This is a genomic window from Kineococcus lubricus, assembly GCF_050871965.1.
Taxonomy (GTDB): domain Bacteria; phylum Actinomycetota; class Actinomycetes; order Actinomycetales; family Kineococcaceae; genus Kineococcus.
The window spans coordinates 36,636-61,093 of sequence record NZ_JBJLSK010000005.1; the positions used below are offsets into that span (position 1 = coordinate 36,636).

Sequence of the window (24,458 nt, forward strand, 5' to 3'; positions counted from 1 at the left end):
GCGCTCGGGCAGGGCGCCGCGGTGGCCCGCCGCCGGGCGCGGGGACGGGTCAGGCGACCTCGGCCACGACCGGCCGGGCCGGTTCGGGCCGGTCCGCGGGGCGCCGCAGGCGGGCGACGAGGCGGCACACGAGGTAGATCGTGAACGACACCGTCGTCACGTACGGGCTGATCGGCACCGACGAGCCGATCGCCAGCAGCATCCCGCCGACCATCGCCGTCAGCGCGAAACCCACCGACAGCAGCGGCACGACGAACGGGGAGGAACTCACCCGCGTCGCGGCGGCGGCGGGGGTCACCAGCAGCGCCAGCACGAGCAGCGCACCGACGATCTGCACGCTCATCGCGACGGCCAGGCCGAGGACCAGCATGAACGCCGGCGACAGGATGCGCACCGGCACGCCGCGCGCGGCGGCGACGTCGGGGTCCAGGCTCGCGAACAGCAGCGGCCGCCACATGACGACCAGCGCGACCAGCACGACGAGGGACAGCACCGCCAGGGAGACCAGCTGCGGGTTGTCGACGGCGACGATCTGACCGGTCAGCAGCCCGAACTTGTTGGCCGCGCGCCCCTCGTACAGGGCCAGGAACAGCACCCCGAGGCCGAGGCCGAACGGCATGAGGACGCCGATCGCGGAGTTGTGCTCACGGGCCCGGTTGCCCAGGACGCCGAACAGCCCCGCGGCCAGGACCGACCCCACCAGCGACCCGGCGACGACGTCGGCGCCGATGAGCAGCGCGAACGCGGCCCCGGCGAAGCTCAGCTCCGCGGTGCCGTGCACGGCGAACGGCAGGTCGCGGGCGACGATGAACACGCCGACGAGTCCGCCGATCAGCCCCAGCAGCGCCCCGGCGTACAGGGAGTTGTGGACCAGCGCCAGCAGGGCGCCGTAGTCGGAGAAGTCGAAGACCTTCTCCCAGGAGATGTTCACGAGGCTTCCTGTTCGTGCGCGTGCGGGTGGTCGCTGGGGGCCGCCCCGCCGGCGACGAGCAGCCGGCCGTTGGACCGGAGCACCTCGACGGGGGAGCCGTACAGGTCGCTGAGCGTCCTGGAGTTCATCACCTCGTCGGGCGTGCCGACGCGGAACCGCCCGGCGGCGAGGTACAGGACCCGGTCGGCGTAGGGCAGGACGGGGTTCACGTCGTGCGTCACGAAGACCACCGCGGCGCCGGTGCGGACGCGGGACTCGTGCAGCAGCGCGCTGACCGACGCCGCGTGGTGCAGGTCCAGGGACAGCAGCGGTTCGTCGGCCAGGACGACGTCGGGGTCCCCGACGATGCTCTGCGCGACCCGCAGCCGCTGCTGCTCACCGCCGGACAGGCGCCCGACGGGGGCGTCGGCGTAGGCCGTGGCCCCCACCGCGTCCAGGACGCGGTCGACCGCGCGCCGGGCGCGGCGCGAGGGCAGCAGCGGCCCCCACCGGTGGCCGTCGAGGCCGAGGCGGACGAAGTCGCGGGCGCGCAGCGGGGTGTCGGGGTCCAGGCCCTTCTGCTGCGGGACGTACCCGATGCGGCGGCTGCCGCGCTGGACGGGGCGCCCGCCGACCTCGACGGTGCCGCGTTCGAGGGGCTGCTGGCCGAGGAGGACCTTCAGGAGGCTGGACTTGCCGGCGCCGTTGGCGCCGAGGACGGCGATGAACTCGCCGGGCGCGACGTCGAGGTCGAGGCCGGACCACAGCCGCCGGTCGCCGTAGGCCAGCGAGGCGCCCGCCAGGCGCAGCGCGGGGGTCACGCGCTCAACGCCGCCGTGATCGCGTCGACGTTCCCCGTCATCCACGTCGTGTAGTCCTCACCCTCGGGGAGCGTCTCGGTCACCGGCACCGCGGCGATCCCGGCCTCCTTCGCCGCCTGCAGCACCTGCTCGGTCTGCGGGCTGGTGGTCTGCGCGTTGTACACGAGCGCGCGGACCTGCTGCTGGGTGAACAGTGCCAGGGTCTGCTGGAGGACGTCGACGGGGACGTCGCTCTCCTCCTCGATCGCCTCGGAGAACTCCTCGGGGGTCCGGTTCGTCGTGCCGAGGGCGTCGAGCAGGTACCCGGGGACGGGTTCGGTGATCGCGACGGGCCGGCCCTGCGTGGTGGCCCGGTCGGCGTCGACCTTCTGCTGGAGGGTGTCGAGGCCGGCCTCGAAGGTCTTCAGGTTCTCCGCGAAGGCCGGGGCGTCGTCGGGCGCGGCCTGCGCGAGGGTCGCCTCGAGCTGCTGCGCGACCTTCCGGACGGTCTCGACGTCGTACCAGACGTGCTCGTTGAGCTCCTCGCCCGCGGCGGCCGTCCTGCCGGAGATCTCCACGGCGTTCAGGACGGTGGCGTCCGAGCCGGCGCTGTCGAGCATGGTGTCGACGAAGTCGTCGTACCCGCCGCCGTTCTCGATGACGACGGTGGCCCGCGACAGCTCCAGCTGGGTGCGGGTGCTGGCCTCGTAGCTGTGCGGGTCGGCGCTGGGGTCGTCGATGATCGAGGTGACGGTGGCGGCGTCGCCCGCGATGGACTGCGCGACGGAGCCGTAGACGTTCGTGGAGGCGACGACGCTCAGGCCGTCGCCGGTGGCCGTGGCGCCCGCCGTGGCGGCCCCCGCGCCGGTGTCGTCGCCGCCGCAGGCGCCGAGGGTGAGGGCGGCGGTCAGGGCGGTGGCGAGGGCGAGGGACGAACGGCGCGACAGCATGCGACGGCTTCCTGACGATGGGAACGGTTCGCAACAACTGTAACCCCGGCGAACCACCGCCCCCGCCTCACACCCGCGCCGGCTCACCCGCCGTCTCCGGCGCCTCGTCGAGCACCCGGGTGACGCAGGCGATGAGCAGCGGCACCGCGAGCATCGCCCCCACCGCCGGCACCGCCGCCCCCGAGTCGTTCACGGCGAACCCCACCGCCAGCAGCACCAGCAGGCAGGCCAGCCCCGGCCGCAGCACCGGGTGCCGCTCGTAGGCCCGTTCGAGCACCGAGACGCCCAGCACCCTCGGGCGGGCCAGCACGAACGCGATGAACACCGCCGCCAGCGCCAGGACCAGGCTCAGCAGCCAGTTGCCGTACAGGATCCGCAGGTTCTGCGCGGCCTTGCGCTCCACGACCTGCCACGCCCCGCCGTCGAGGAGGGTCTGCACGAACCGGCCCAGGTGCGTCTGGTCGTCGACGGGCCGCATCCAGTCCGCCACGGAGATCGCCGCGAGCGCCAGGACCGTCGCGCCGCCGATGAGCAGGACCCGCCGCCAGGTGATCCGCACCCCGGCCACCACCAGGGCCAGCAGCCCGAACGCGGGCAGGATCGCCGGCGGGCCGCCGAAGTCCGAGCCCAGGACGCCGTCGACGTAGGTGGCGAGCAGTCCGGCGACGGCCACGACCACGACGGCGGCCCGGCGGCGGCGCCCGCGCACCAGCCGGTCGGCGACGGCGATCGTGAACAGCAGCGCCCCGGTGGCGAACAGGGCGAACTGCTGGTTGCCCAGGCCGTAGAAGCGGCCCGCGACGACCGGTTGCAGGCCGTTGAGGCTGGAGGTGATGAGCCGGGAGCCGGTGGCGCAGTCCACGGCCAGGACGGCGGCGGTGACGAACCCGACGAACCCCAGGGGGCCCAGCGCGGCGCGGCGCCACGGGCCGAGCAGCGCCAGCGCGGTGATGACGGCGACGTACAGCGCCACGGCCCCGGTCACGGCGAGCAGGTGGTCGCCGCTGGTGTCGCCGTAGCGCCACCAGGGGATCGTGTTGGCCAGGAAGGTGGAGGCGCACACGGCGCCGAACACGACGGTCACCGCGCGCAGCCAGGCCAGGACGCGGCGGCGGCCGGCCGGGCCGCCCCACGCCTTGCGCAGCGCGAGGGTCGCGACGGCGTACAGGACGATCTGCGAGGCGCCCCACACGGTGAAGAACGGCCCGACGAGGGGCTGGACGGCCTGGGCGGCGGCGTCGAGGTCGCGGACCTTCAGCTCCCGCGCGGCGGCGCCGGTGTCGGCGTCGGTGCTGGTCACAGGTGCGCCGACCAGCCCGGGGGTTCCGTGGTCGGAGCCGAGGGCCAGGGCCAGGACGGTGGGGGTGAGGTCGGTGGTCTGGACGATCGCGGTCTGCCGGGTGGAGCGGGAACCGAGGAAGCCCTCGTAGCCGCCGCCCCCCGGCTGCGGGCCGGTGGCGGCGCCGAACTGCAGGTGGGCGGTCCGGCCGGCGTCGGCGAGGGAGACGGCGAGCAGCGTGGTGGCGTCGGCGCCGGTGGAGTCGGCGACCGCCCGCTGGACGGCCGCGACGACCGCGTCGACGGCGGCGACCTGCTCGGCGCGGGAGGTCGCGGGCGGCGTCTCCTGCGCGGGCAGGTCGTCGGGGTCGCGGACGGTGCCCGCGTCGACGACGACGACCTGCGTGCCGGTCTCCAGCGCGTCCTGCACGTAGCCGCCGGTGGCCTGCGGCCGCAGCAGGTCGGGGACGTGCTCGCCCGCGTCGAGGCCGGTCCCGGCGGAGGGGTCGACGTAGCTGCCGACCGAGCCGTCCTCCTCGGCGAGCGCGACGGCGGCCCCGGGACCGACGGCCAGCGTCCGGGTGCCGGCGTCGGCGAGGGCCTGCCCGAGGGTGCCGGGGACGGCGCTGAACGTGTCGCCCTCGGCGATCCGCCGGTACTCCGCGAAGTCGGGCTGGACCCCGCCGGCGGGGTCGGCGATCGGCGCGCAGGCCGCGCCGACGTGCTGCGCGGACGTGCCGTCGAAGTCGGTGGCGCGCCGGCCGGCGGACAGGCCGAGCCAGCCGTCGGCGGGGCAGGCGGCGGTGAAGACGCTGCGGACGGCGACGGTGCCGATCGCACCGGACGTCATGGAGGCCAGCGCGGGGGTCGCCTCCTGCGAGACGTCGCTCCAGCGGACGCCGGAGAACCCGACGACGACCAGGGGGGCGCGCTCCGCGGTCGTCGTCGCGGCCCGCGCGGGCCCGACCCCGGCTCCGATCCCGAGGAGCACGCCCGCGACGGTCGCGACGGCCGCCAGGACGGTCACCCGCCGCAGGGCGTGGGCGGGCGGGGAGGACGCGCTGGGGTGGGGCACCGTCACAGGCTAGGGGCGGTGGTGGTCGGGACCTGTGTGCCGCTGGGGGAGGATCGGGGGGTGCTGAGCCAGGGGACCTCACGGACTGCTGCGTGGCGGTGGCTGGGGGTGGTGGTGCTGCTGGTGGCCGTCGCGCCGATCGTGCACCGCTACCTCGTCGCCTACCCGGACGACCAGTGGCAGGTCGACCTGGAGGTGTACCGGGAGGCCGGGCGGTCGCTGCTGCTGGGGCGGCCGGTGTACGCGTTCGAGACCGAGGTCCCGCAGCTCCTGCCGTTCACGTACCCGACGTTCTCGGCGGTCCTGTCGATCCCGCTGGCGCTGCTGCCGTGGACGGTCGCGGGCTGGGTGTGGACGGCGTTCCAGCTCCTGCTGCTCCACGTGATCGTCGGGCTGGCCTTCGGGCCGCTGCTGGCCCGCGCGGGCCGCTTCTCCGGCCTGGCCCACGGCCTCGTCGTCGCGGCGTGCGCGTGGATCTCGCCGGTGGGGGAGAACATCCGCTTCGGCCAGGTCAACGCGGTCCTCGTGACGCTGTGCCTGCTGGACCTGGTGAGGGGGTCCGAGGGGCTGCGGGTGGGGCGGTTCACGGTCCGCTGGCCGCGGGGGTCGCTCATCGGCGTCGCGGTCGCGATCAAGCTGACGCCGGGGGTCTTCCTCGTGCACCTGGCGGTCACCCGGCAGTGGCGGGAGCTGCGCAACGCGGTGCTGGCCGCGGCCGGGGTGACGGTCGCGACGTTCCTGGTGGCCCCGGAGGGGTCGCTGGAGTTCTGGACGTCGGCGCTGCTGAACTCCGACCGGCTCGGCCCGAACGCGGGCTCGTCCAACCAGTCGCTGCGCGGGTTCGTGCTGCGGCTGTACCTGTCGGACGGGGCGACGACGCTGGTGTGGGGGGTGCTGGCGCTGGCCGCCGCGGTCGCGGGCTTCGCGCTGGCGCGGGCGCTGCACCGGCGGGGGGACCTGGTGGGGGAGGTCGCGGCGTGCGGGGTGGTCGCGCTGCTGGTCTCGCCGGTGTCGTGGCTGCACCACTACCTGTGGGGGGTCGTGGTGCTGGGTGCGCTCGTGGGTGACGCTCGGGTGCGGGCCCGCGTGGTGGCGGCGATCGTGGGGTTGCTGCTGCTGTGGGTGGCGTGGCCGTGGTGGGGGGCGAACCTCCTCGCCGAGCGCAGCGTGCCGGTGGCGGTGGCGCGGTTCGTGCAGAACGGGAACCTGTGGTGGGCGTGTGCGTCGATAGTGGTGATGTGGCGGCTGGTGGCGCGACACACCCCCCGGCAATCACAGCTAGTGACGGATCGGTCGCATAGCGTTTAGATTTTTCCCCCTCAGGGCAAGACAGTTCCACGTGACCAACCGAGGGGGGCAACAGTGAGCGAGACGAGCAAGGGCCTTCGTCCCACGGTCGAGGCGTGGGAGTGGCAGCTCTCCGGCGCCTGCCGGGACGCCGACTCCGAGCTCTTCTTCCACCCCGAACTCGAACGGGGCGCAGCCCGCCAGCACCGCGACGCCGCGGCCCTGGCGATCTGCGCCGAGTGTCCCGTGCTGCGGCAGTGCCGCCAGCACGTCCTGACGCACCGGGAGAACTACGGGGTCTGGGGCGGGCTGACCGAGGACCAGCGCGACGCCATCTGGGCCGAGCGCACCGACAAGCGCAAGCTGCGCAAGGCGGGCTGACCGCCGAGGGCCCGACCGCCGGGGCTACTGTTCCTGACCGTGCTGCGCTACGCGTTCTTCGGTCCGGTCGGGACCTTCTCCGAAGCCGCCCTGCGGACCATCACCGGGGACGCCCCGGCGGTCGCGATGCCCAGCGTCGACGCCACCATCGACGCCGTGCGCACCGGAGCGGCCGACGTCGGGTGCGTGCCCATCGAGAACTCCGTCGAAGGCGGCGTCCCCGCCACCCTCGACGGCCTCGCCGTCGGGGACCCGCTGGTCGTCGTCGCCGAGGTCGTCATCCCCGTCACCTTCGTGCTCGCCGCCCGGCCCGGGGTGCGGCTGGAGGACGTCACCCGCGTCAGCACCCACTCGCACGCCTACGCGCAGGTGCGGCGCTGGCTGCACGCCAACCTGCCCGGCGCCTCCTACGTGCCCGCGACCTCCACCGCCGCCTCCGCGCAGTCCCTGGCCGACGAGCTCGCCGGCGGCGAACCCGCCGGGTTCGAGGGCGCCATCTGCGCACCCTTCGCCGCCGCCCGGCACGGCCTGGACGTCCTCGCCGAGCGGATCGAGGACCGCGAGGGCGCCCAGACCCGGTTCGTCCTGCTGTCCCGGCCCGGCGCCGAGGCCGTGCCCGCCGCCACCGGCGACGACAAGACGTCCCTCGTCGTGTTCCTGCGCGAGGAGCGCCCCGGCGCGCTCGTCGAGGCCCTGGAGCAGTTCGTCACCCGCGGCATCAACCTCACGCGCATCGAGTCGCGCCCCTCCGGCGACGCCCTGGGCCGGTACTGCTTCTCCATCGACTGCGACGGCCACGTCACCGACGCCCGCGTCGGGGAGGCCCTCATGGGGCTGCACCGCGTGTGCGAGCGCGTCCGCTTCGTCGGCAGCTACCCGCGCGCCGACGGCGGCCGCACCATCACCGGCTCCGGCCCCACCGAAGCCGACTTCGCCGACGCCCAGGACTGGCTCGACCGGCTGCGCGCCGGGGCCGCCTCCTGAGGCCGCGCCCTCAGGGGTGCAGCGGCGGGCACCGCACCAGCAGCACCCCCGGCTCCACGGACAGGGTGATCCGGCGGGCCGGCCCGATCGGGTCCCCGTCCAGCTCCACCTCCTGCGGCTCGCCGCACCGCACCTCGAAGCGCCTCCCGCGCAGGTGCTGCACCCGCCGCTGACCGCGCCGGTCCCGCGTCGCGATCGCCCACGCCACCTCGCCCCACCCGATCCCGCCGCGCGGGGACAGCACCACCGCGTCCAGGAACCCGTCGTCGATCTCGGCGTCCGGCATCAGCACCAGCTGCCGGGTGAGCTTGCCGCAGTTGCCCACGATGACCGCCCGCGTCCGCGACACCGCCGGCGCCCCGCCGTCCACCGCGATCTGCACCTTCGCCTGCGGCCCCCACAGCGCCCGGGCCCCCGAGACCACGTACGCCCCGTACCCCAGCCGCGCCTTCAGCCGGTCCTCGACCCCGGCCATCATCGCCGCGTCGAACCCCAGCCCCGCCATCACCAGGAACAGGTGCCGCTCCGGCTCGGCGTCCCGGCCGCTGCGGTCGACCTCCAGCCAGCCCACGTCGACCCGCTGGTCCTGCGCGGAGAACACCAGGTCCAGCGCCGCCGCCAGGTCCGTGTGCGGCACGTCCAGGTTGCGCGCCAGCAGGTTCGCCGTCCCCGCCGGCAGCAGCGCCATCGGCGTCGACGTGCCCGCCAGGCCCTCGCCCACGGCCCGCACCGTGCCGTCCCCACCGGCCGCGACCACGACCTCCACGCCGCGGTCCACCGCCTCCCGCGCCTGCCGCTGCCCGGGTTCGGTCGGCGTCGTCTCCAGCCACAGCGGGTCGTCCCAGCCGTGCGAGCGGAACACCGCGGCCACGTACGCCTGCCGCCGCCGCAGCGCGTTCTCGTCCAGGCCGGTGAACTTCGACGGGTTCACCACGATCGCCGCCCGCCGCTGCCGGCCGGGGTCGGAGTGCGGGGACGTCAGCGGGACCTGCTGCGTCCGCAGCCGGCGGGTCTCGCGGCGCTCGCGCGCCAGCAGCGCCAGGGTCACGACGCACAGCAGCGCGAGGACGACGGCGAGCAGGCCGGTGTCGAGGAGTCCGCCCGGCGTCATCCGGTCAAGCTACCGGCCCCCCACCCCCACCCCCGCCTCCCCGCCACCCTCGGCGATCAAGGACACCTGCTCGGCGATCAAGGACAGCGGTGTGGGAACCACGCGGGTGTCCTTGATCGCCGAGCGGGTGGGGCCGGGGGGAATCGGGTCGGAGGGGCGGGGACGACCGGTTAGTGTCGTGCCGTGATCGACCTGCGACTCCTTCGGGACGAACCGGACGTCGTCCGCGCCAGCCAGCGGGCCCGCGGCGAGGACGAGGCCGCCGTCGACCGGGTGCTGGACCTCGACGCGCGCCGCCGCGCCGCCATCGCCGAGTTCGAGCAGCTGCGCGCCGAGCAGAAGTCCCGCGGCAAGGAGGTCGCCGCCGCCAAGGGCGAGGAGAAGCAGAAGCTCCTCGCCGGCGTCAAGGAACTGGCCGAGCGGGTCAAGGCCGCCGAGGCCGCCTCCGTCGCCGTCGGCGCCGAGTTCGACACCGCCCTGCGCGCCATCCCCAACGTCGTCGAGGACGGCGTGCCGCCCGGCGGCGAGGACGACTACGTCGTCGTCGAGGAGGTCGGCGCCCCGCCGCAGCTGCCCGAGGGCCTGGACGCCTGGCGCGACCACCTCGAACTCGGCGAGCTGCTCGGCGCGATCGACACCGAGCGCGGGGCGAAGGTCTCGGGGTCGCGGTTCTACTTCCTCACCGGGGTGGGGGCGCGCCTGGAACTGGCGCTGCTGAACCTGGCCGTCGCCAAGGCCGTCGAGAACGGCTTCACCCCGATGATCACCCCGACTCTGGTGAAGCCGGAGGTCATGGCGGGCACCGGGTTCCTGGGCGCCCACGCCGCCGAGGTGTACCACCTCGAGGAGGACGACCTCTACCTCACCGGGACCAGCGAGGTCGCGCTCGCCGGGTACCACGCCGACGAGATCCTCGACCTGACCGCCGGGCCGAAGCGGTACGCGGGCTGGTCGGCGTGCTACCGCCGCGAGGCCGGCTCCTACGGCAAGGACACCCGCGGCATCATCCGCGTCCACCAGTTCCACAAGGTGGAGATGTTCTCGTACTGCCGCGCCGAGGACGCCGCCGCCGAGCACCGGCGGCTGCTGGCGCTGGAGAAGGAGGTGCTCGCCGCGATCGAGGTCCCGTACCGGGTCATCGACACCGCCGCAGGCGATCTGGGCACCTCGGCCGCCCGCAAGTTCGACTGCGAGGCGTGGGTCCCCTCGCAGGGCGCCTACCGCGAACTCACCTCCACCTCGAACTGCACCACGTTCCAGGCCCGCCGCCTCGGGGTGCGCGAGCGCCTGGAGGAGGGGTCGGGGACGCGCCCGGTCGCGACGCTGAACGGCACCCTGGCGACCACCCGCTGGATCGTGGCGATCCTGGAGAACCACCAGCAGCCCGACGGCTCGGTGCGGGTCCCCGCCGCGCTGCGCCCCTTCCTCGGCCTGGACGTCCTCACGCCGGTCGGCTGATCGGGTGCCGCTGCGGTGCCGGCGGGCCCGGTGCCCCGGTCACCCCGTAGGGTGCCGAGCGTGAGTGGGGGCCTTCAGGGCGTGCTGGTCGCGCTCGACGTCGACGGGACCGTGGTCGACCTGGACGAGTCGATGTCCGACCGCGTCCGCGACGCCGTGCGGCGCGTCGACGACGCCGGTGCGCACGTCGTCGTGGCGACCGGGCGTTCGCTGCACGGCACGCTGCCGGTCCTGCAGCGGCTCGACCTGCACCACGGTTTCGCGGTGTGCTCCAACGGGGCGGTGACGGTCCAGCTCGACCCGGCCGAACCCGAGGGGTACCGCGTCGTCTCGCTGCACACCTTCGACCCGTCGGGGGTCGCGGAGCTGCTGCGCGAGCACCTGCCGACGGGGTTGTTCGCCGTCGAGGTCCTCGGCCGCGGGTACAAGCTGACCGCCCCGTTCCCCGAGGGCGAGCTCACCGGCGAGATGACCGTCGTGCCGTTCGACGAGTTGTTCTCCGAACCCGTCATGCGCGTCATCATCCGCAGCCCCGAGCACACCTCGGCGGAGTTCTCCCGCCTCGTCGACGAGGTCGGCCTGCACGGCGTGGCCTACTCCGTGGGCTGGACCGCGTGGCTCGACCTGGCCCCCGACGGCGTCACCAAGGCCAGCGCGCTGGAGGAGGTGCGGATGCGGCTCGACGTCGCCCGGGGCCGCACCCTGGCCGTCGGCGACGGCCGCAACGACATCGAGATGCTCCGGTGGGCCGGTCGCGGCGTCGCCATGGGCAACGCGCCCGAGGAGGTCAAGGCCGCCGCCGACGACGTCACCGGGACCGTCGGCGAGGACGGGCTGGCGCAGGTCCTGGAGGCCGTCGCCGCCGCCGAGCGGTGAGCGCCCCGGCGGTGCCCGCCGCCCGGGGTGCGAGGATGGGCCGGTGACTTCCGAGGCGCTGACGCTGGACGCGGCCGAGAACGAGTTCGCCCGGACGTGGAAGCTCGTCGCCACCGACCTCGACGGCACCGTCATCCCGCGCGACCGCCCCCTCAGCGCCCGCACCCTGGCCGCGTTCGCCGCCTGCGACGCCGCGGGCATCCCCGTCGTCCCGGTCACGGGCCGCCCGCCGCGGTGGGTCACCCCGCTGGCCTCCGAGGCCGGTCTGCGCGGGCAGGTCGTCTGCGCCAACGGCGCCGTCGTGTTCGACCTCGACACCGACCGGGTCGTCCGGCAGCACACCATCGCGGTCGACGTGCTGCGGCAGGTCGTCGCGGCGCTGCGCCCGGCGCTGCCGGGCATCGGGTTCGCGCTGGAGGCCGTCGTCGGGTTCCGCCGCGAACCGGAGTACGCGACCCGGTTCGACACCGGGCTGGAGCAGCGGGTCGCCGCCTTCGAGGAGCTGCTCGTCGACTCCCCGCCGGTCGTGAAGATCCTCGCCAAGTGCCCGGGCGTCTCCTCCGACGACATGGTCGCCGTGGCCCGCGGCGCGGTCGGCGGCCTCGTCAACGTCACGCACTCCAACGCCGCCGACTCCCTCGTGGAGATCATGGCCGCGGGGGTCAGCAAGGCGTCGACGCTCGCGGAGGTCGCCGCCGACCGCGGCACCGCCGCCTCGCAGGTGGTGGCCTTCGGGGACATGCCGAACGACCTGGAGATGCTGCGCTGGGCGGGCCGCTCCTACGCGATGGCCGACGGGCACCCCGACGCGCTGGCCGCGGCGGACGCCGTCGCCCCCGACTGCGGGGACGACGGCGTGGCTCAGGTGCTGGAACGGCTGCTCAGCCGGCGCTGACGCCGAACGCGCTGATGCGGCCGACGCCGCGGACCACGACGGGGACGCCGTCGACGTCCTCGGGCAGCTCCGGGTAGTCCTGCTCGTCGACGACGTTCACCTTCACCGCCCAGGCCTGCCCGGCGTGGGTGAGGCCGATGCCGTTGACGCGCGGGTCGCCGCCGACGAGGCCCTGGACGTGGACCTTGGCCGCGCGGGCGGCGTCCCTGCCCGGGCCCGTGCCTGAACCTGATGTGCCAAGGGGAAGCTGGCTCACACCACCAGTGTCGCACCGAGCGCGGTCAGCACAAGGCCGATGGGGTTGCAGAACGTCAGCCCCGCACCGCCCGCGCCGCCCCGCTCGCTGCCCGCGAACAGCAGCCCCACGGCCTGCCGGGTGTCGGGCCGGTAGACCAGCGACCCCGAGTCGCCGCCGGCGGAGAACGCGCCGGCGTCGCCCTCGACCTCGATCTGCCCGTCGAAGCTGACGACGCCCACCGGGTACTGGACGGCGACGTCGTCGAGCTCGATGGCGGTGACGCGGCCCTTCGTCCAGCCCGTCGTGCGGCCCACCTTCTCCACCGCGATCTCGTCGTCGGGGTCGGTCCAGCCGGTGAGCCGGCCCACGGGGTACTCCAGGTCGACCTCGGACACGTCGTCCTCCAGCAGCGCGAGCGCGGCGTCGACGGCGTTGCCGCCGCCGGCTTCCAGCGGTACGGCCCGCGCGAGCCGTCCCACCCGGTCCGCGGCGCGGCCGCCGTCGTGCGGGCCGGGCTGCAGCACCGGGTCCTCCAGCGCGGCCTGGTCCGAGTTCGCGAGGACGTGGTTGTTGGACAGGACGTACAGCCCGTCGGACCCCTCCACGGTGACGAACCCGCCGAGGGTGCCGGCGGTCACGTCCCGCTGGGCGATGGACAGCCCCGGGCGCAGGGGACGGGTCTTGCGCTGCAACGTCTCCGGCGTCCAGGTGCCCGGTTCGGTGGGGGCGGTGAGGGCCGTCACCAGACCGATCTCGCGGATGTCCACCTCGTCCCCGGCGGTGCGGGCGGCCAGTTCCCGCGCGCTGTCGGCGAGGACCTCGCCGCGGTTCCCGGAGTACCGCACCGCCAGCCCGTAGCGGGGCCCGGCGGCGGCGCCGCCGGGCGGCAGGACGCTGATCCCGACGCTGGCGATCCCCGTCGGACGTTCGAGCGAGGAGGCCTGGACCACGCCCGACAGCAACCTGGACTTGAGTTCACGAGCGTTGTCGATGTGCACGAGACGTCCCCCTGATCGTGTCGTCCTCACCCGGTGGTGATCGGTACGAGCACACCGTGACACCTGCCTCCGACACGAGCCAGCTCACCGCAGGTCCGCGAGCGTCTCCGCCTTCTCGACCGCCCGCCGCACCGCGGCCAGCAGCTCCGGGTCGGCCTGCCCGCTGACCCGCACCATCGCCGCGGCCTCGGCGACCTGCGCGCACGCCGTCGCCGTCCGCGTCAGCCGGCGGTGGATCTCGGGGTGCTGCCCGTCGGGGCCGGAGGGGACCAGCAGGTCACCGGACGACGGCGCCACCTCCTGCGCCCGCAGGCACTGCGCCCGCACCGCGCGCGCGACGAGGTCGACCCGCGGCAGGAACTCCTCCAGCGCCGTGCGCCCCGGGCCGGCCGGCGTCCCGGCCACGACCATCTCCACCCGCCGCACGGCCCGGTCGACGGCGTGCTCGGCCCGCGCCCACACCCCGTTGCCGAGGGGGTCGGGCGCGGACCGCCAGAACGCGAGCCTCAGAGGTACTGCCCCGTCCCGCCGGGCTGCACGCGCGGCATCCCGTCACCGGCGCCCGGGCCCGGGCGGCCCGGGCGCGGCCCCACCCCGCCCGGCAGCGCGCGCCGCATCTCCTGCAGCTGCGCCTGCGCGGCCATCTGCTGCGCGACCAGCGCCGTCTGGATGCCGTGGAACAGCCCCTCCAGCCACCCCACCAGCTGGGCCTGCGCGATGCGCAGCTCGCTCTCGGACGGCGTCTGCCCCTCCGCGAACGGCAGCGCGATGCGCCGCAGCTCCTCCACGAGGTCGCCGGACAGGCCGTCCTCCAGCTCGAGCAGGGACCGCTCGTGGATCTCGGCGAGGCGGTTGCGGCCGGCCTCGTCCAGCGGCGCGGACCGGACCTCCTCCAGCAGCTGCTTGATCATGCTGCCGATCCGCATGACCTTCGCGGGCTCGGACACCATGTCCGCCGGGCCCGGGCCGCCGTCCTCGGGGGGTTCGGCGATGCCCATGCCCTGCGGGGTCACGACCACCACGCGGGGGTCCGGCCCGTCGGCGGTCTCCCGGGGCGCGTCGGGCGGAGTCGGGTCCTCGGTGAAGGGGTGCGTGTCGGACATGCGCCCATCCTGCCCTCAGGCCCTGCCGCGCACCTCCCGCGGGAGGGCCCGCGCGGCCAGCAGCACCGTCGCGGCGACCACCGCGCCGGTCACGACGTACGACGTGGTGAGCGGGGCGCCCGCCGCGTACACGACGACCAGCGCCGCCGCGCACGCCGCCGGGACCAGCAGCGCCAGCCGGACCAGCGGTCCGCGCGGTCGCCGGTCCCGGGTCGGCAGCGCCTGCACGCAGCACAGCACCAGCGACCCCACCAGCGCCGAGGCCAGCACGTCGCTGACCCGGTGCCACCCCTCGGCGACGACGAACGCGCCCATCACCCCCGCCGCCGCGGCCCCCGCGAGGGCCAGCGGCCACCGCAGCCAGCGCGGTCCGGCGACCAGCACCCCCAGCGCGACGCCCAGCACCGCGGCGGTGTGACCGCTGGGCAGGCTGTTCGCGCCGGAGGCGTGGTCGAGCAGGTCGGGCCGTTCCAGCAGCACCAGCTTCAGCAGTTCGGTCAGGGCCAGCGTCCCGCCGGCCACGACGATGCCCTGGACCGCCCGGCCCGGCCGGCCCCGCAGCAGGCCGACGACCCCGACCGCCGCGACCCCCAGCACCAGGTGGTGCGGTTCGAGCCGGTCGGCCAGGTCGAAGGTCCGGCGCAGCCAGCCCGGCTGCGACCCCCTCGCCGCGAGCGCGGCCTCGTGCAGCCGGTCCTCGTGCCGCTGGCCGGTCGCCGTCCGCACGCACACCCAGTACACGACGCCCAGGGCGAGCAGTTGCACCCACGCACCGGCCAGGGCCACCGGGGACCACGTCCGGCGGGGCGGCCCCGGGTGGGTGGGGGTGCGCTGCTGGTGGGCGGCTGTCGTGCTCACCCCTCCACTGTGCGGCACGCCCGCCGTCCGCGCGCCCCGCCGGACGTGCAGGGAGCGTGCGTTTCCTGTGGCCTCAGCGGGGGTCTCAGCGCGGCCTCAGCGGGAGGCGCGTTCCAGGGCGGCGAGCTCGTCGGCGCTCAGCTCCAGGTCCATCGAGGCCAGCAGCGCGGGCAGCTGCTCGACGGTGCGGGCGCTGGCGATGGGGGCCACGACGGTCGGCTGCTGCCGCAGCCAGGCCAGGGCCACGGACGCGACCTGCGCGTCGTGCGCGGCGGCCACGGCGTCCAGCGCCTCCAGGACCGCCAGCCCGCGCGGCTGGTCGAGGTACTTCGCGGCGGCGCCCTGGCGCGCGGACTCGGGGAGGTTCCCCGGGCGGTACTTGCCGGTGAGGAACCCCGAGGCCAGCGACCAGTACGGCAGGGAGGCCAGGCCGTTCGCCTCGGCGACCGGCCGCGCGTCGCGCTCGTACTCCTCGCGCTCGACGAGGTTGTAGTGGTTCTGCACCGCCACGTACGCGGCGAACCCCTCGCGGCGGGAGACCTCCAGGGACCGTTCCAGGCGCGGGCCGGTGAAGTTGGAGGCGCCGATCGCGCGGACCTTGCCGGCGGTGACGAGCTCGTCGAACGCGCCGAGGGTCTCCTCCAGCGGCGTCCCGGGGTCGTCCTGGTGGGCCCAGTACAGGTCGATGCGGTCGGTCTGGAGGCGCTGCAGCGACTCGTCGACGGCCTTGCGGATGTTCTCGGCGCCCAGCCCGGGGCGGTCGGCCTTCTTGGCGACCTTGGTGGCGAGGACGACCCGGTCGCGCTTGCCGCTCTTGGCCAGCCAGGTGCCGATGACGGTCTCGGAGATCCCCGCGCCGCCGTCGGACCAGGCCGAGTACACGTCGGCGGTGTCGATGAAGTCGCCGCCGCCGTCGACGAAGGCGTCCAGGACGGCGTGCGAGGTGGCTTCGTCGGCGGTCCAGCCGAAGACGTTCCCGCCGAGGTTCAGGGGGCGGACGTCGAGCTCCGAGTTCCCGATGCGTGTCATGTCGTCAGGCAACCACAGGTGCTCGCGGCCCGACAGCGGTGCCCGTTCGGCTGCGGGGCCGGGGGCCGCGGTGCTTGACTCCGCGGGTGACGACGCGACGCCTGCGCCGGACCGCGGTCCCGGCGGCCCTCCTCGCCCTGCTCGCCGCCGGGTGCTCGGCCGACGAGCCCCGGCCCACGCAGCGGGTGGTGGTCTGCTGGGGCACGCAGGACCCGCGACCGGCCGACGGCGCCGTGACGTTCTCCTTCCGGCAGCACGGCGAGGAGGTCGCCAGCGCGTCCGGGCCGGTGGACCTGGCCTTCGCGGCGACCGTCCCCGCCGGGGAGGTCACGACGGTCCTGGCCGACGGGGAACCGTTCGGTGAGATCGGCGTCGAGGCCGACGTCGCGGACGTCGCCGTCGACGAGGACGGCGCGACGCCGGGCTACTACGCCCTCACGAGGCCGGGGTGCCCGGACCCCGCGACGCTGGGCGAGGCGCCCGCCGCGGGGTGACCCGTCACCCCGCGACGACGCGGCCCAGGACCAGGGCCAGCGCCCCCAGGCCCAGCACCGTCACCGCGCCCGCGACGACGGCGAGCAGGGCACCGGCGGAGTGCGGGTGGGCCAGGTCCCCGGTGGCCAGCAGGCGGGCGGTGGTGCGGCGCGCGCGGCGCCCGGCCAGGACGTGCACGGCGACGCCGCCGGCGGCGCCCGCGACGCCGAGCACCACGGCCCCCGCCCCCAGTTGCGCGGGCAGCAGGCGCGCCGCGCCGAGCGAGACGACGACCAGGGACAGGGCGGTGCGGCGCCACGCGAGCGCGGTGCGCTCCGGTTGCAGGCCGGGGTCGTAGACCACCCGGCCCGGCGGCTCTGGTGGCGGGGTCACCGCAGGACGAGCCCGAGCAGGACGAGCACCCCGGCCACGACGGTGCCCACGGTCAGCGGTGACGCCAGGGCGGGGGAGGCCAGCGGCGTCCCGAGCCGCACGGCCCGCTCGTCGCGCGTCCAGCCGCGCCAGGCTTGCACCGGGGCCAGCAGCCCCAGCACGATCAGCACGATCGAGGCGGCCAGCCGCAGGTCCGGTTGCAGCGGCAGTCCCAGGCCCTCCAGCGCCACCCCGGCGGCCAGCAGGGCCAGGGAGGTGCGGATCCAGGCCAGGAAGGTGCGTTCGTTGGCCAGGGAGAACCGGGGGTCGGGTTCGGTGCCGTGCCGGTAGACCGAGGCGGGGAACCGCCTGTCCGGCAGTGGGCCGTCCCGGTCCTGCGAGGGTTCGGGGGTGCTCACCGGCCATTCCTGGGCACGTCGCGCACCGCGCGGAAACCGTTGTCGCCGCCGGCGAAGTCGAGGGCGTCCGCGGTGCGGGCGGCGACGTGGTACTGGTTGCAGCAGGAGGTGTGGCGCAGGTACGACCCCGCGCGCACGACGTAGGAGTCGCCGGTGTCCGAGCCGGCGGGATCGACCCGGTCGGCCGTGAGGTGGTGGATGAGGCAGGCGTGGTCCGCGGACCTCCACTCGGCCGCGGTGGGCAGTCGGCCCGCCTCCCGCGTGGCGCAGGCGAGGGCGTCGGCCCACCCCACGAGCGTGACGGAATGACCCTCGCGCCGCGTCCGTGTGCAGCCGGGATCCTCGGGGTGGTCCTCGGTGGTGCAGGCCACCGCGGTCCACCGGGAGGTGACCGCGAAGCGTGGGCTGATCCGGCGTAGCCCGGCGAGCAGGAACGCGGCGAAGCTGTAGGACCAGCCGATGCGCTCGGTCTTGGTGATGTGGCCGAGGGCGGTGGCTGCCGACCCGGCCGTCCGGCGCTCTGCCGCCGGTGCGCAGCAGCCGTGGTGGCCCCCGGTCGCGCTCACGTCTCGTCCTCCTCCGACGGTGCAGGGGCCAATCGTCTCCCGGCTCGGTGGACTCGGTGACGAGGTGCTCCACGAGTGTCGCGGTCGATCCAGTCGTACCAGTCGTGCCGCCGTGGCAGGAGGTGTGCGGTGGAGCTCGAAGACATACTCCCCAGCGTGATCCTGCAGCGCCCGGGCACTGGTACGACCTGAGGGAGCAGCTGGACGACTCCGGCCGGTCCTTCCGGTCGAACACCCAGGTGGGCGAGGCCCACCGCTCCCTGACCCACGGGATCAGCGATGAGGGCGCTCGATTTTTCGACCGACTTGAGGGCGACTGCCACTCGCCGTCGCGGCTCGAGGAGCTGAAGCTCCTCGCCCGGCTCGGTTTCTCCGGCTTCCTGGCGTCCACAGAGGCCCTAGCGCTGATGAAGACCGAACTACGGGTCCGCCGCGAGGAGGTCGGCTGCTACCGCTCCAGCGACCGCACGGCCCGAGGTCTTCCCGACGCGGTGCAGGACGGCTGCGGTCGCGGTGCTCAGCGGTTCGGGCGGGACGACCCGGAGCGCTCCTACTGAGGAGCTGCCGGTGAGTGCGGAGACGTGGCGGCTCCCTTCCGCGCCGACCTCGCGGTGGCTGAGCTCGTCGAGCCGGGACGCGAGAACGGCTGCCAGCTGAGCTGCGGGCCACCGAGGGCCCGCTCGCCGAGGACCTGGCCGTCGTGGCCCACCACTCTGTCCGCCCGCTCTGAGCATCCACTCCCAGAGGAGCGCACCCCCGCGACGAGAGCATCGAGTCTGCTCCAGCTGTCGAGTGCGACGGCCACACCGTCACTGACACCGGTGTGGACTGGTCGGTGACCGTCCTCGGTGACGGTGGTGGCTTCGGGGCGCGCGCCCGGCCGGAGCGTGGGTGTCGCCGATCCACCGATCGCGAGTCGGTGGTACTGCTCAGGCGTCGATCCCGCACGTCGGGCGACGTCGATCGTGCTGCTCTCACCGGACGCTCTCGTCGTCGCCCTGCGTCCGGCGCGCCGCGGCCCTGCCCAGGTGCCCACCCGACGGCAGCGTCCGTGGTCGCAGCGGTGGGTGGGGGAGCGGTCGAGGCCTCCGCTGGCCCTTGGCGACCACCGACTGCACTGCGATGACGTGGTGTCAGGCAAGTGCTACTCACCGCAAGGCACTGAGCGGTATCTTCCTGAAACATCGACAGTCAGGCGTTTGAAGGCGGGAGTCGGACGGAGCGTCAGAAGGTGGCAGGCGGTTCCACGACGCTGGCGTAGTCACAGCGACGTGGTGGCGCACTGCCGTGCGAGTCATCCACGGAGGGACTCCCTTGAGCGAAGACCGATCACGATGGCACCCGGTTCTGGATCTGATGCGTGCTCGGCGCGCCTCGGGCAGTAGACCCGGTGAGCGACGAGACGGTGTTCGACTGGCGCTGGCCGTCGAGGGCGGGGGCATGCGGGGGGCTGTCTCGGCGGCCATGCTCAATGCCTTGGACGATTACGGCTTCCGTGACGTGTTCGACGTCGTCTACGGTGTCTCTTCAGGTGCGGTGAACGCTGCGTACTTCATCGCGGGGAGCGTGTGGTACCCCCTGTCCATCTACTACGACGACCTGAGTTCACCGCGGTTCATCGACATCAGGAGAGCTTTGTCCAGGCGTTCCGTCCTGGATCTGGACTACGCGTTCAACACGGTCGTCGACATGGTCAAGCCTCTCGACTACTCAGCCGTCCTGAGATCACCCGTCCAACTCGTCGTCGGTATCTCGGACGTCGATCGACGATCGCCGCTCCTGGCCTGTGACTTCGCCTCTGAAGACGACCTGAGATCCGCTCTTCGAGCGAGTGCGTGGCTGCCGCTGGTCATTCGGGAGAGAGGCGAGTACCGCGGCCGGCGCGTCCTCGACGGCGGAGTCCTGGCGCCGCACCCGGGAAAGATGGCCCTAGACGCCGGAAACACTCACGTCCTGTCGCTCAGCACCAAACCCGCGAGTGCCGTCAGGGGTGGCGTGACGGCTCTGGACCGCCTGGCTGCCTGGCAGTTGGATCGGGAGGCGCCGGGGTTGGGTGAGAGCTTCTTGAGAACGGTAGCCGGAGCAGGTGAGGACCAGACGAGGATGCGTGGTCTGAGCACATCCCCCGCTGTCGACCCACCCCACCTGCTGAACATCGCACCCGCCGAGGGGAACAGCGAAGTCAAACGCCAAGAGATCCGCGCGACGGCCATTCTCAAGGCGTGCCGATCAGCCTACGCTGAGATGTTCTGCCATCTCGAGGGTCGGCCGGTGGCAGATGTTCGAGCAGGGCGGCTCGAGTGCATCCCGCGTCTGAGCCTCGTCGAAAAGGGAGCAGGTGGAAGAGTTGACCTTCACCTTCACAGCCGCGATGCAGGCGGTGTTGAAGTTCGCCCTTGGCGCTCCCGCCACCACTGATCCACGCAACCCTGTTCAGATCCTGCGGGCGAGGGCCGAGGGGCTGAGGGAGCTCAGTGCCTACTGTCGTCCAGCTTACGTCTCGAACGACTTCTCGGACTGGCGGCACATCTTCGCTCGGCTCCCGGTGTCGGCTGCGGACTACAAGGCCTCCTTCCCCTCCGCGCCGGATCCCAGGGCTGTTCGGACGAGTCTGAGGGCTTGGATGGAGCGGTACTCCTCGAGGCCCACTGGCTACCGGACGAAGTACGCCGACGTCCATGCCTTCATCGGTGTGTTGCTGATGACGTGGTACGGCCTCCGACATTCTGAACTCCTGCGTTCGGGCCTCGACGGCCGAGGGGTGTCCGATTCGTCCGTCACGCCCGAGGAGTGTGAGTCGGCCGCCGCCGAGCTTCTCGCTCGCCTCGGGGTTGCTGACGCGCTTCTGCAGGTGTACTCGGTTCGCGCGGACCGACCTCCTTCGCCCAGCAGTTCGCCCGGGGGCCAGTCGTGGGCCGACCTGGTGAGCGTCTGGAACTACAACGCGCGAGCCCGAGGGCTGTCGTTCCACAAGTACGGCACCACGTCGCTCATCGTGAAGAGGCAGGTGGGTGGCGAGTGGGTGGCCATCAAGCTCGTGCTGCTCCCGTACGCGGCCTTGCCGGCTGTCGCTCAGAGCACCCGGGACTACTTCGACGACTACACGTACCTGGCGGATGTGGCGTCTGGGCAGGGGAGTCGCGAGCACCTGGTCAAGGTCAAGGCCAGCTTCGACTGGTGGATCATCATGCGTTTCGTGAGGGGGCAGAACCTCAGTGAGCTGCTGGCCACACCTGAAGCGATCACGGCCAAGTTGCTGCACCCGGACCTCGGCTTCGTCAGCGCTCTCCGAGAGACGATCTTCCTGCACTCGCTCAAGCACTCCGGCCCCGGCCTCCTCCCGGTGCACCGTCACGTTCTGAGCGGCTGGACCTACGAGCAACTGGTCGCGGAGCTCCGGCGCCGGCTGGAGGTCTCCGGTGAGTCTGCCGCATCGTACTTGCGTGAAGCGGGAAGCGGTCACTCGTCCGACCTCGCGAGCTCCATCAGGCGGCTGCGCATCCTGGGGAAGCCCATCTTCTCGGCCCTCATGGAGTTGGAGAGCGCTGCGAGGGCTCGCGTGGGGAGCGTCGCGGCGAAGACAGCGCACGAGGACCTGACTCCCTCCAACATCATCGTCGACGTCGACAGCGACCAAGAGACTGTTGAAGTGACTTTGATCGACTTCGGCAAGAATCACCTGCACACCAGGCTCATCGCGGGCCGTCTGGGTCGTGACGCCTCTTACGTCGCTCCAGAGATCCTGGAGGATCGTCCCGTCCGCGGGCAGGGGTCCGCTGACCTGTACTCACTGGGGCAGTTGCTGATCTCCTGTGCCGGTCTGGAGGTGACCGAGGACGGGGCGGTTCCCGACCCCCTGTACTCCTCGACGCCTCTGATCGCCCGCTTCCTCGAAGACCTGGTGCAACGCAACCCGGTGGATCGGCTGAGGATATTCAGGCCGAGTCGGATGCCGGAGGCTGCGGGAGTCTACGACGGGCTGAAGAGGTACTTCGACAACGAGCTCGACGCCGTCGAGCGTGCACTCGGGAATGACGCGTTCTTCACCGCGGACCGGTTCCTCGAAGCAGTCAGCGACGACAAGACCCTGACTGCTGCGTCGAACGTCCTGCGACCTCTCAGCGGTGCGCCTCGGAGGCAGTGGCGACTGTGGAGGGAGACCGAGGCCCAGGTGCGGGCGCACCGCCGGCCGGGCGACGACGGGTCCCGCAAACTCGCTCTCTGGTCGGTCCTGAGCGCCGGCGCCAATGCCGTTGCGTTCTTCGTGCTCTCCGTCTATGTGCTGCGCGACGCGAACCAGGAGTGGGTCAGCCGCCCCCTGGGGTACCTCCAGCAGATCACGGGGTCCGACGAGGAGGAGCTGCCTCTCCTGGATTCCCTGAGGCAGCCGGGCTACCAGCTGGGTGATTGGCGCGCCAACGGACCCACGTGGTTGGTCTGCGCCAGCTACATCGTGCTCTGTGCTCGGTACTACCAGGCTCTGTACGCCGGCCTGACCCCAGCGCTGGGTGCTCGGGGGTGGAAGGATGTAGGCGCATGGGGGTGTGCCGCGGAGTTCTTCATGCGTGCTCACACGCTGATCGGACCTGTGCTCGCTCTGGTCATGGTCCTGGTCGATTCATCACTGTGGCCTGTCGCAACCTTCATCGGTCAAACCGCGGTGCTCTTCTGCAACGCATCGGTTGGTCACTTCATGAAGCACTCGTTCGAAGAAGCCCAGTACTACCGGAGAGCGAACGGTCACATGTCGACTGTTCCTCTGGATAAGACACGCATCACCGGGTACAGTCCCTACTTCGGTTGGTGGAAGTCCGGCATCTTCTACAGTGCGGTCATCCTCGCCATCACCTTCGGCTTGTCGGCCGGTTACCTGCACGACGAGTGGACCTACGCGCTCATGGTGGCCGGGATCAACGTGTTCTCCTTCTACCTGGTCAAGGTGGGCACCGACGCCCCAGAGGTGAGGATCGCCCTGGCCCGTGCCTGCCTCACCGCGGAGCGACTCCGGGTCATGCGCCGCGAGGGAGTCCTGCCGCTCAGGCGCGGACGGTGACGGCGTCAGTCACGTCCTGGGTGTGGCCGTCGGCACGACGGGGTCGCCCAGCGTCGCCCGGTCGGTGCCGCAGTGCCGGGAGGCGGCTACCGGTTCGATGGCGCACGGCTCGGCCGCACGTCTCAGCAGCGGGGCGCGGTCAGGCGGGGTGGAACTCGGCGCGCGGGGCCAGGGACGGGACCGGGGTCGGGGTGACGACGGACTCGGGCCCCAGCACCCCGGTGTCGCCCGCGGGCCCCGGGACGCCGGCCGGCGGCGCGGGCCGCAGCAGCGGGAGGACGAACTCCACCGACGGGTCCGCGCTCACCCGGGCCCCGGGCGCGACCGGGGTGGGTCCCGCCTCCGGGCCCGGGCCCGGGCCCGCGCACGCGGCGAGCGCGAGGAGGCAGGCCAGGGCGGTGACGGCGGCCGCGGCGTGGCGGGGGTTCGGCACGGTGCTCTCCTCTGCGCTGAACGGGTGGTGCCCCCATCGGCAGGTCCGCCCACCACCTTGAGCGGGCCGGGCCGCGGCCCGGCTCAGTAGTCGGTGCTGGTGCTCAGCTCCCGCCACACGTTGACCTCCGCGACGCGGGACTCCAGCACCCCCTCGATCGCGGCCAGCGCGTCCGAGCCCAGGAAGATCGACGACGGCGGGTTCTCCGCCTCGGCGAGGGCGATCATCGCCTCGGCCGCCTTCGCCGGGTCGCCGGGCTGGGTGCCGTGCGCGGTGTCGTTCTCGATGCGCCGCTTCCCGGCGGTGCCCGCGTAGTCGCCGATGGGTTCGGGCGACTGCGTCAGCGACCGGCCGGCGAAGTCGGTCCGGAAGCCGCCGGGGGCGACGATCGTCACGGAGATGCCCAGCGGGGCGAGCTCGGCGCGCAGCGACCGCGACAGCGCCTCCAGCGCGGCCTTCGCGGCCGCGTAGTAGCCCGACCCGGGCGGGCAGACGTGCGCGCCGATCGAGGACACGTTGAGGACGGTCCCGCTGCGCCGCGCCCGCATGCCGGGCAGCACGGCCTTCAGGACGGAGGCCGCGCCGAACACGTGGGTCGCGAACAGCCGTTCCACGTCCTCGTCGACGCCCTCCTCGACGGCCGCCCGGTACCCGTAGCCGGCGTTGTTCACGACGACGTCGATCCCCCCGAAGCGTTCCTCCGCGCGGCGCACGGCCTCGGTGACCTCGGCGGGGGAGGTGACGTCGAGGGACAGGGCGAGGGCGCGGTCGGGGTGGGCGGCCGCGATGTCCTCGACCCGCGCGGCGTCGCGGGCGGTCACGACGGCGCGGTGGCCGCGTTCGAGGACGGCGAGGGCGAGCGCACGGCCCAGGCCCGTCGAGCAACCGGTGATCAGCCAGGTGGACATGG

26 protein-coding genes are annotated in these 24,458 nt (G+C 73.4%); 10 read left to right on the top strand and 16 right to left on the bottom strand.

Annotated features, from left to right (window positions below):
- Nucleotides 1–49: 49 nt before the first annotated feature.
- From ACRYRX_RS04955 to ACRYRX_RS04970, 4 genes are all read right to left on the bottom strand, one after another.
- Nucleotides 50–931, bottom strand: coding sequence for a metal ABC transporter permease (locus ACRYRX_RS04955; protein WP_432510712.1), 882 nt, complete (start codon nucleotides 929–931; stop codon nucleotides 50–52).
- Nucleotides 928–1,731, bottom strand: coding sequence for a metal ABC transporter ATP-binding protein (locus ACRYRX_RS04960; protein ID WP_432510713.1), 804 nt, complete (start codon nucleotides 1,729–1,731; stop codon nucleotides 928–930). Before ACRYRX_RS04960 ends, ACRYRX_RS04955 begins: the two co-directional genes overlap by 4 nt.
- A complete protein-coding gene (locus ACRYRX_RS04965; RefSeq protein ID WP_432510714.1) occupies nucleotides 1,728–2,660 on the bottom strand; it encodes a metal ABC transporter solute-binding protein, Zn/Mn family in 933 nt (310 codons plus the stop codon). Before ACRYRX_RS04965 ends, ACRYRX_RS04960 begins: the two co-directional genes overlap by 4 nt.
- 67 nt (nucleotides 2,661–2,727) lie before the next feature.
- Complete coding sequence (locus tag ACRYRX_RS04970) at nucleotides 2,728–5,013, bottom strand: hypothetical protein (RefSeq protein ID WP_432510715.1); 2,286 nt, start codon at nucleotides 5,011–5,013, stop codon at nucleotides 2,728–2,730.
- 60 nt (nucleotides 5,014–5,073) lie between these two features.
- Between ACRYRX_RS04970 and ACRYRX_RS04975 the strand changes: the two genes are divergently transcribed.
- Genes ACRYRX_RS04975 through pheA form a run of 3 tightly spaced genes read left to right on the top strand, consistent with a single transcriptional unit; the run spans nucleotide 5,074 to nucleotide 7,665 of the window.
- Nucleotides 5,074–6,321 carry a glycosyltransferase 87 family protein gene (locus ACRYRX_RS04975; protein WP_432510716.1) on the top strand — a complete coding sequence of 416 codons (1,248 nt, stop codon included), beginning with the start codon at nucleotides 5,074–5,076 and terminating at the stop codon, nucleotides 6,319–6,321.
- Between the two features lie 54 nt (nucleotides 6,322–6,375).
- Entirely contained in the window at nucleotides 6,376–6,681 is a 306-nt protein-coding gene (locus ACRYRX_RS04980) for a WhiB family transcriptional regulator (protein ID WP_432510717.1), read from the top strand.
- Between the two features lie 39 nt (nucleotides 6,682–6,720).
- Entirely contained in the window at nucleotides 6,721–7,665 is a 945-nt protein-coding gene (gene pheA, locus ACRYRX_RS04985; RefSeq protein WP_432510718.1) for a prephenate dehydratase, read from the top strand.
- Nucleotides 7,666–7,675: 10 nt separating this feature from the next.
- Here pheA and ACRYRX_RS04990 read toward each other — a convergent pair whose 3' ends face one another.
- Nucleotides 7,676–8,776 (bottom strand): diacylglycerol/lipid kinase family protein, encoded by a 1,101-nt coding sequence (locus ACRYRX_RS04990; protein ID WP_432510719.1) that lies wholly within the window; start codon nucleotides 8,774–8,776, stop codon nucleotides 7,676–7,678.
- Between the two features lie 183 nt (nucleotides 8,777–8,959).
- On the opposite strand from ACRYRX_RS04990, the gene serS reads away from it, so the two are divergent.
- The 3 genes from serS to ACRYRX_RS05005 are packed head-to-tail and all read left to right on the top strand — an operon-like array spanning nucleotide 8,960 to nucleotide 12,005.
- Nucleotides 8,960–10,234: a serine--tRNA ligase gene (gene serS, locus ACRYRX_RS04995; protein ID WP_432510720.1), complete on the top strand. Its 1,275-nt coding sequence runs from the start codon at nucleotides 8,960–8,962 to the stop codon at nucleotides 10,232–10,234.
- Between the two features lie 60 nt (nucleotides 10,235–10,294).
- Nucleotides 10,295–11,110 carry an HAD family hydrolase gene (locus tag ACRYRX_RS05000; protein ID WP_432510721.1) on the top strand — a complete coding sequence of 272 codons (816 nt, stop codon included), beginning with the start codon at nucleotides 10,295–10,297 and terminating at the stop codon, nucleotides 11,108–11,110.
- A gap of 43 nt (nucleotides 11,111–11,153) precedes the next feature.
- Nucleotides 11,154–12,005, top strand: coding sequence for an HAD family hydrolase (locus tag ACRYRX_RS05005; RefSeq protein WP_432510722.1), 852 nt, complete (start codon nucleotides 11,154–11,156; stop codon nucleotides 12,003–12,005).
- On the opposite strand, the gene ACRYRX_RS05010 is transcribed toward ACRYRX_RS05005, so the two are convergent.
- The 6 genes from ACRYRX_RS05010 to ACRYRX_RS05035 all read right to left on the bottom strand — a co-directional run bounded on the left by ACRYRX_RS05010 (nucleotide 11,992) and on the right by ACRYRX_RS05035 (nucleotide 16,231).
- A complete protein-coding gene (locus tag ACRYRX_RS05010; protein ID WP_432510723.1) occupies nucleotides 11,992–12,261 on the bottom strand; it encodes a hypothetical protein in 270 nt (89 codons plus the stop codon). The two genes, ACRYRX_RS05005 and ACRYRX_RS05010, sit on opposite strands and share 14 nt — an antisense overlap.
- Nucleotides 12,258–13,241: a chymotrypsin family serine protease gene (locus ACRYRX_RS05015; RefSeq protein ID WP_432510724.1), complete on the bottom strand. Its 984-nt coding sequence runs from the start codon at nucleotides 13,239–13,241 to the stop codon at nucleotides 12,258–12,260. The genes ACRYRX_RS05010 and ACRYRX_RS05015 overlap by 4 nt, the downstream gene beginning before the upstream one ends.
- Nucleotides 13,242–13,325: 84 nt before the next feature.
- The gene (locus tag ACRYRX_RS05020; RefSeq protein ID WP_432510725.1) at nucleotides 13,326–13,703 is read right to left on the bottom strand and encodes a hypothetical protein; all 378 of its coding nucleotides are present in this window, start codon (nucleotides 13,701–13,703) and stop codon (nucleotides 13,326–13,328) included.
- Nucleotides 13,704–13,747: 44 nt separating this feature from the next.
- The gene (locus ACRYRX_RS05025) at nucleotides 13,748–14,344 is read right to left on the bottom strand and encodes a bacterial proteasome activator family protein (protein WP_432510726.1); all 597 of its coding nucleotides are present in this window, start codon (nucleotides 14,342–14,344) and stop codon (nucleotides 13,748–13,750) included.
- Between the two features lie 15 nt (nucleotides 14,345–14,359).
- Nucleotides 14,360–15,202 (bottom strand): phosphatase PAP2 family protein, encoded by an 843-nt coding sequence (locus ACRYRX_RS05030; protein WP_432510727.1) that lies wholly within the window; start codon nucleotides 15,200–15,202, stop codon nucleotides 14,360–14,362.
- Between the two features lie 96 nt (nucleotides 15,203–15,298).
- The gene (locus ACRYRX_RS05035) at nucleotides 15,299–16,231 is read right to left on the bottom strand and encodes an aldo/keto reductase (RefSeq protein WP_432510728.1); all 933 of its coding nucleotides are present in this window, start codon (nucleotides 16,229–16,231) and stop codon (nucleotides 15,299–15,301) included.
- An 86-nt stretch (nucleotides 16,232–16,317) separates the two neighbouring features.
- On the opposite strand from ACRYRX_RS05035, the gene ACRYRX_RS05040 reads away from it, so the two are divergent.
- Nucleotides 16,318–16,725: a hypothetical protein gene (locus ACRYRX_RS05040; RefSeq protein ID WP_432510729.1), complete on the top strand. Its 408-nt coding sequence runs from the start codon at nucleotides 16,318–16,320 to the stop codon at nucleotides 16,723–16,725.
- Between the two features lie 4 nt (nucleotides 16,726–16,729).
- Here ACRYRX_RS05040 and ACRYRX_RS05045 read toward each other — a convergent pair whose 3' ends face one another.
- From ACRYRX_RS05045 to ACRYRX_RS05055, 3 genes are read right to left on the bottom strand one after another with little or no spacing between them, the layout of a single operon-like run.
- Nucleotides 16,730–17,098, bottom strand: a complete 369-nt coding sequence (locus ACRYRX_RS05045; protein ID WP_432510730.1) for a DUF202 domain-containing protein — start codon at nucleotides 17,096–17,098, stop codon at nucleotides 16,730–16,732.
- Nucleotides 17,095–17,496 (bottom strand): YidH family protein, encoded by a 402-nt coding sequence (locus tag ACRYRX_RS05050; RefSeq protein WP_432510731.1) that lies wholly within the window; start codon nucleotides 17,494–17,496, stop codon nucleotides 17,095–17,097. The genes ACRYRX_RS05045 and ACRYRX_RS05050 overlap by 4 nt, the downstream gene beginning before the upstream one ends.
- Nucleotides 17,493–18,062, bottom strand: a complete 570-nt coding sequence (locus tag ACRYRX_RS05055) for an SUMF1/EgtB/PvdO family nonheme iron enzyme (protein ID WP_432510732.1) — start codon at nucleotides 18,060–18,062, stop codon at nucleotides 17,493–17,495. The genes ACRYRX_RS05050 and ACRYRX_RS05055 overlap by 4 nt, the downstream gene beginning before the upstream one ends.
- A 239-nt stretch (nucleotides 18,063–18,301) precedes the next feature.
- On the opposite strand from ACRYRX_RS05055, the gene ACRYRX_RS05060 reads away from it, so the two are divergent.
- The 3 genes from ACRYRX_RS05060 to ACRYRX_RS05070 all read left to right on the top strand — a co-directional run bounded on the left by ACRYRX_RS05060 (nucleotide 18,302) and on the right by ACRYRX_RS05070 (nucleotide 23,115).
- Nucleotides 18,302–18,619: a hypothetical protein gene (locus ACRYRX_RS05060; protein WP_432510733.1), complete on the top strand. Its 318-nt coding sequence runs from the start codon at nucleotides 18,302–18,304 to the stop codon at nucleotides 18,617–18,619.
- Between the two features lie 757 nt (nucleotides 18,620–19,376).
- Nucleotides 19,377–20,480 carry a patatin-like phospholipase family protein gene (locus tag ACRYRX_RS05065; RefSeq protein ID WP_432510734.1) on the top strand — a complete coding sequence of 368 codons (1,104 nt, stop codon included), beginning with the start codon at nucleotides 19,377–19,379 and terminating at the stop codon, nucleotides 20,478–20,480.
- Nucleotides 20,401–23,115 carry a protein kinase family protein gene (locus tag ACRYRX_RS05070; protein WP_432510735.1) on the top strand — a complete coding sequence of 905 codons (2,715 nt, stop codon included), beginning with the start codon at nucleotides 20,401–20,403 and terminating at the stop codon, nucleotides 23,113–23,115. Before ACRYRX_RS05065 ends, ACRYRX_RS05070 begins: the two co-directional genes overlap by 80 nt.
- A gap of 139 nt (nucleotides 23,116–23,254) precedes the next feature.
- On the opposite strand, the gene ACRYRX_RS05075 is transcribed toward ACRYRX_RS05070, so the two are convergent.
- A complete protein-coding gene (locus ACRYRX_RS05075; RefSeq protein ID WP_432510736.1) occupies nucleotides 23,255–23,548 on the bottom strand; it encodes a hypothetical protein in 294 nt (97 codons plus the stop codon).
- A gap of 83 nt (nucleotides 23,549–23,631) precedes the next feature.
- On the bottom strand, nucleotides 23,632–24,456 hold the full coding sequence (locus ACRYRX_RS05080; RefSeq protein WP_432510737.1) for an oxidoreductase: 825 nt from the start codon (nucleotides 24,454–24,456) through the stop codon (nucleotides 23,632–23,634).
- Nucleotides 24,457–24,458: the final 2 nt, after the last annotated feature.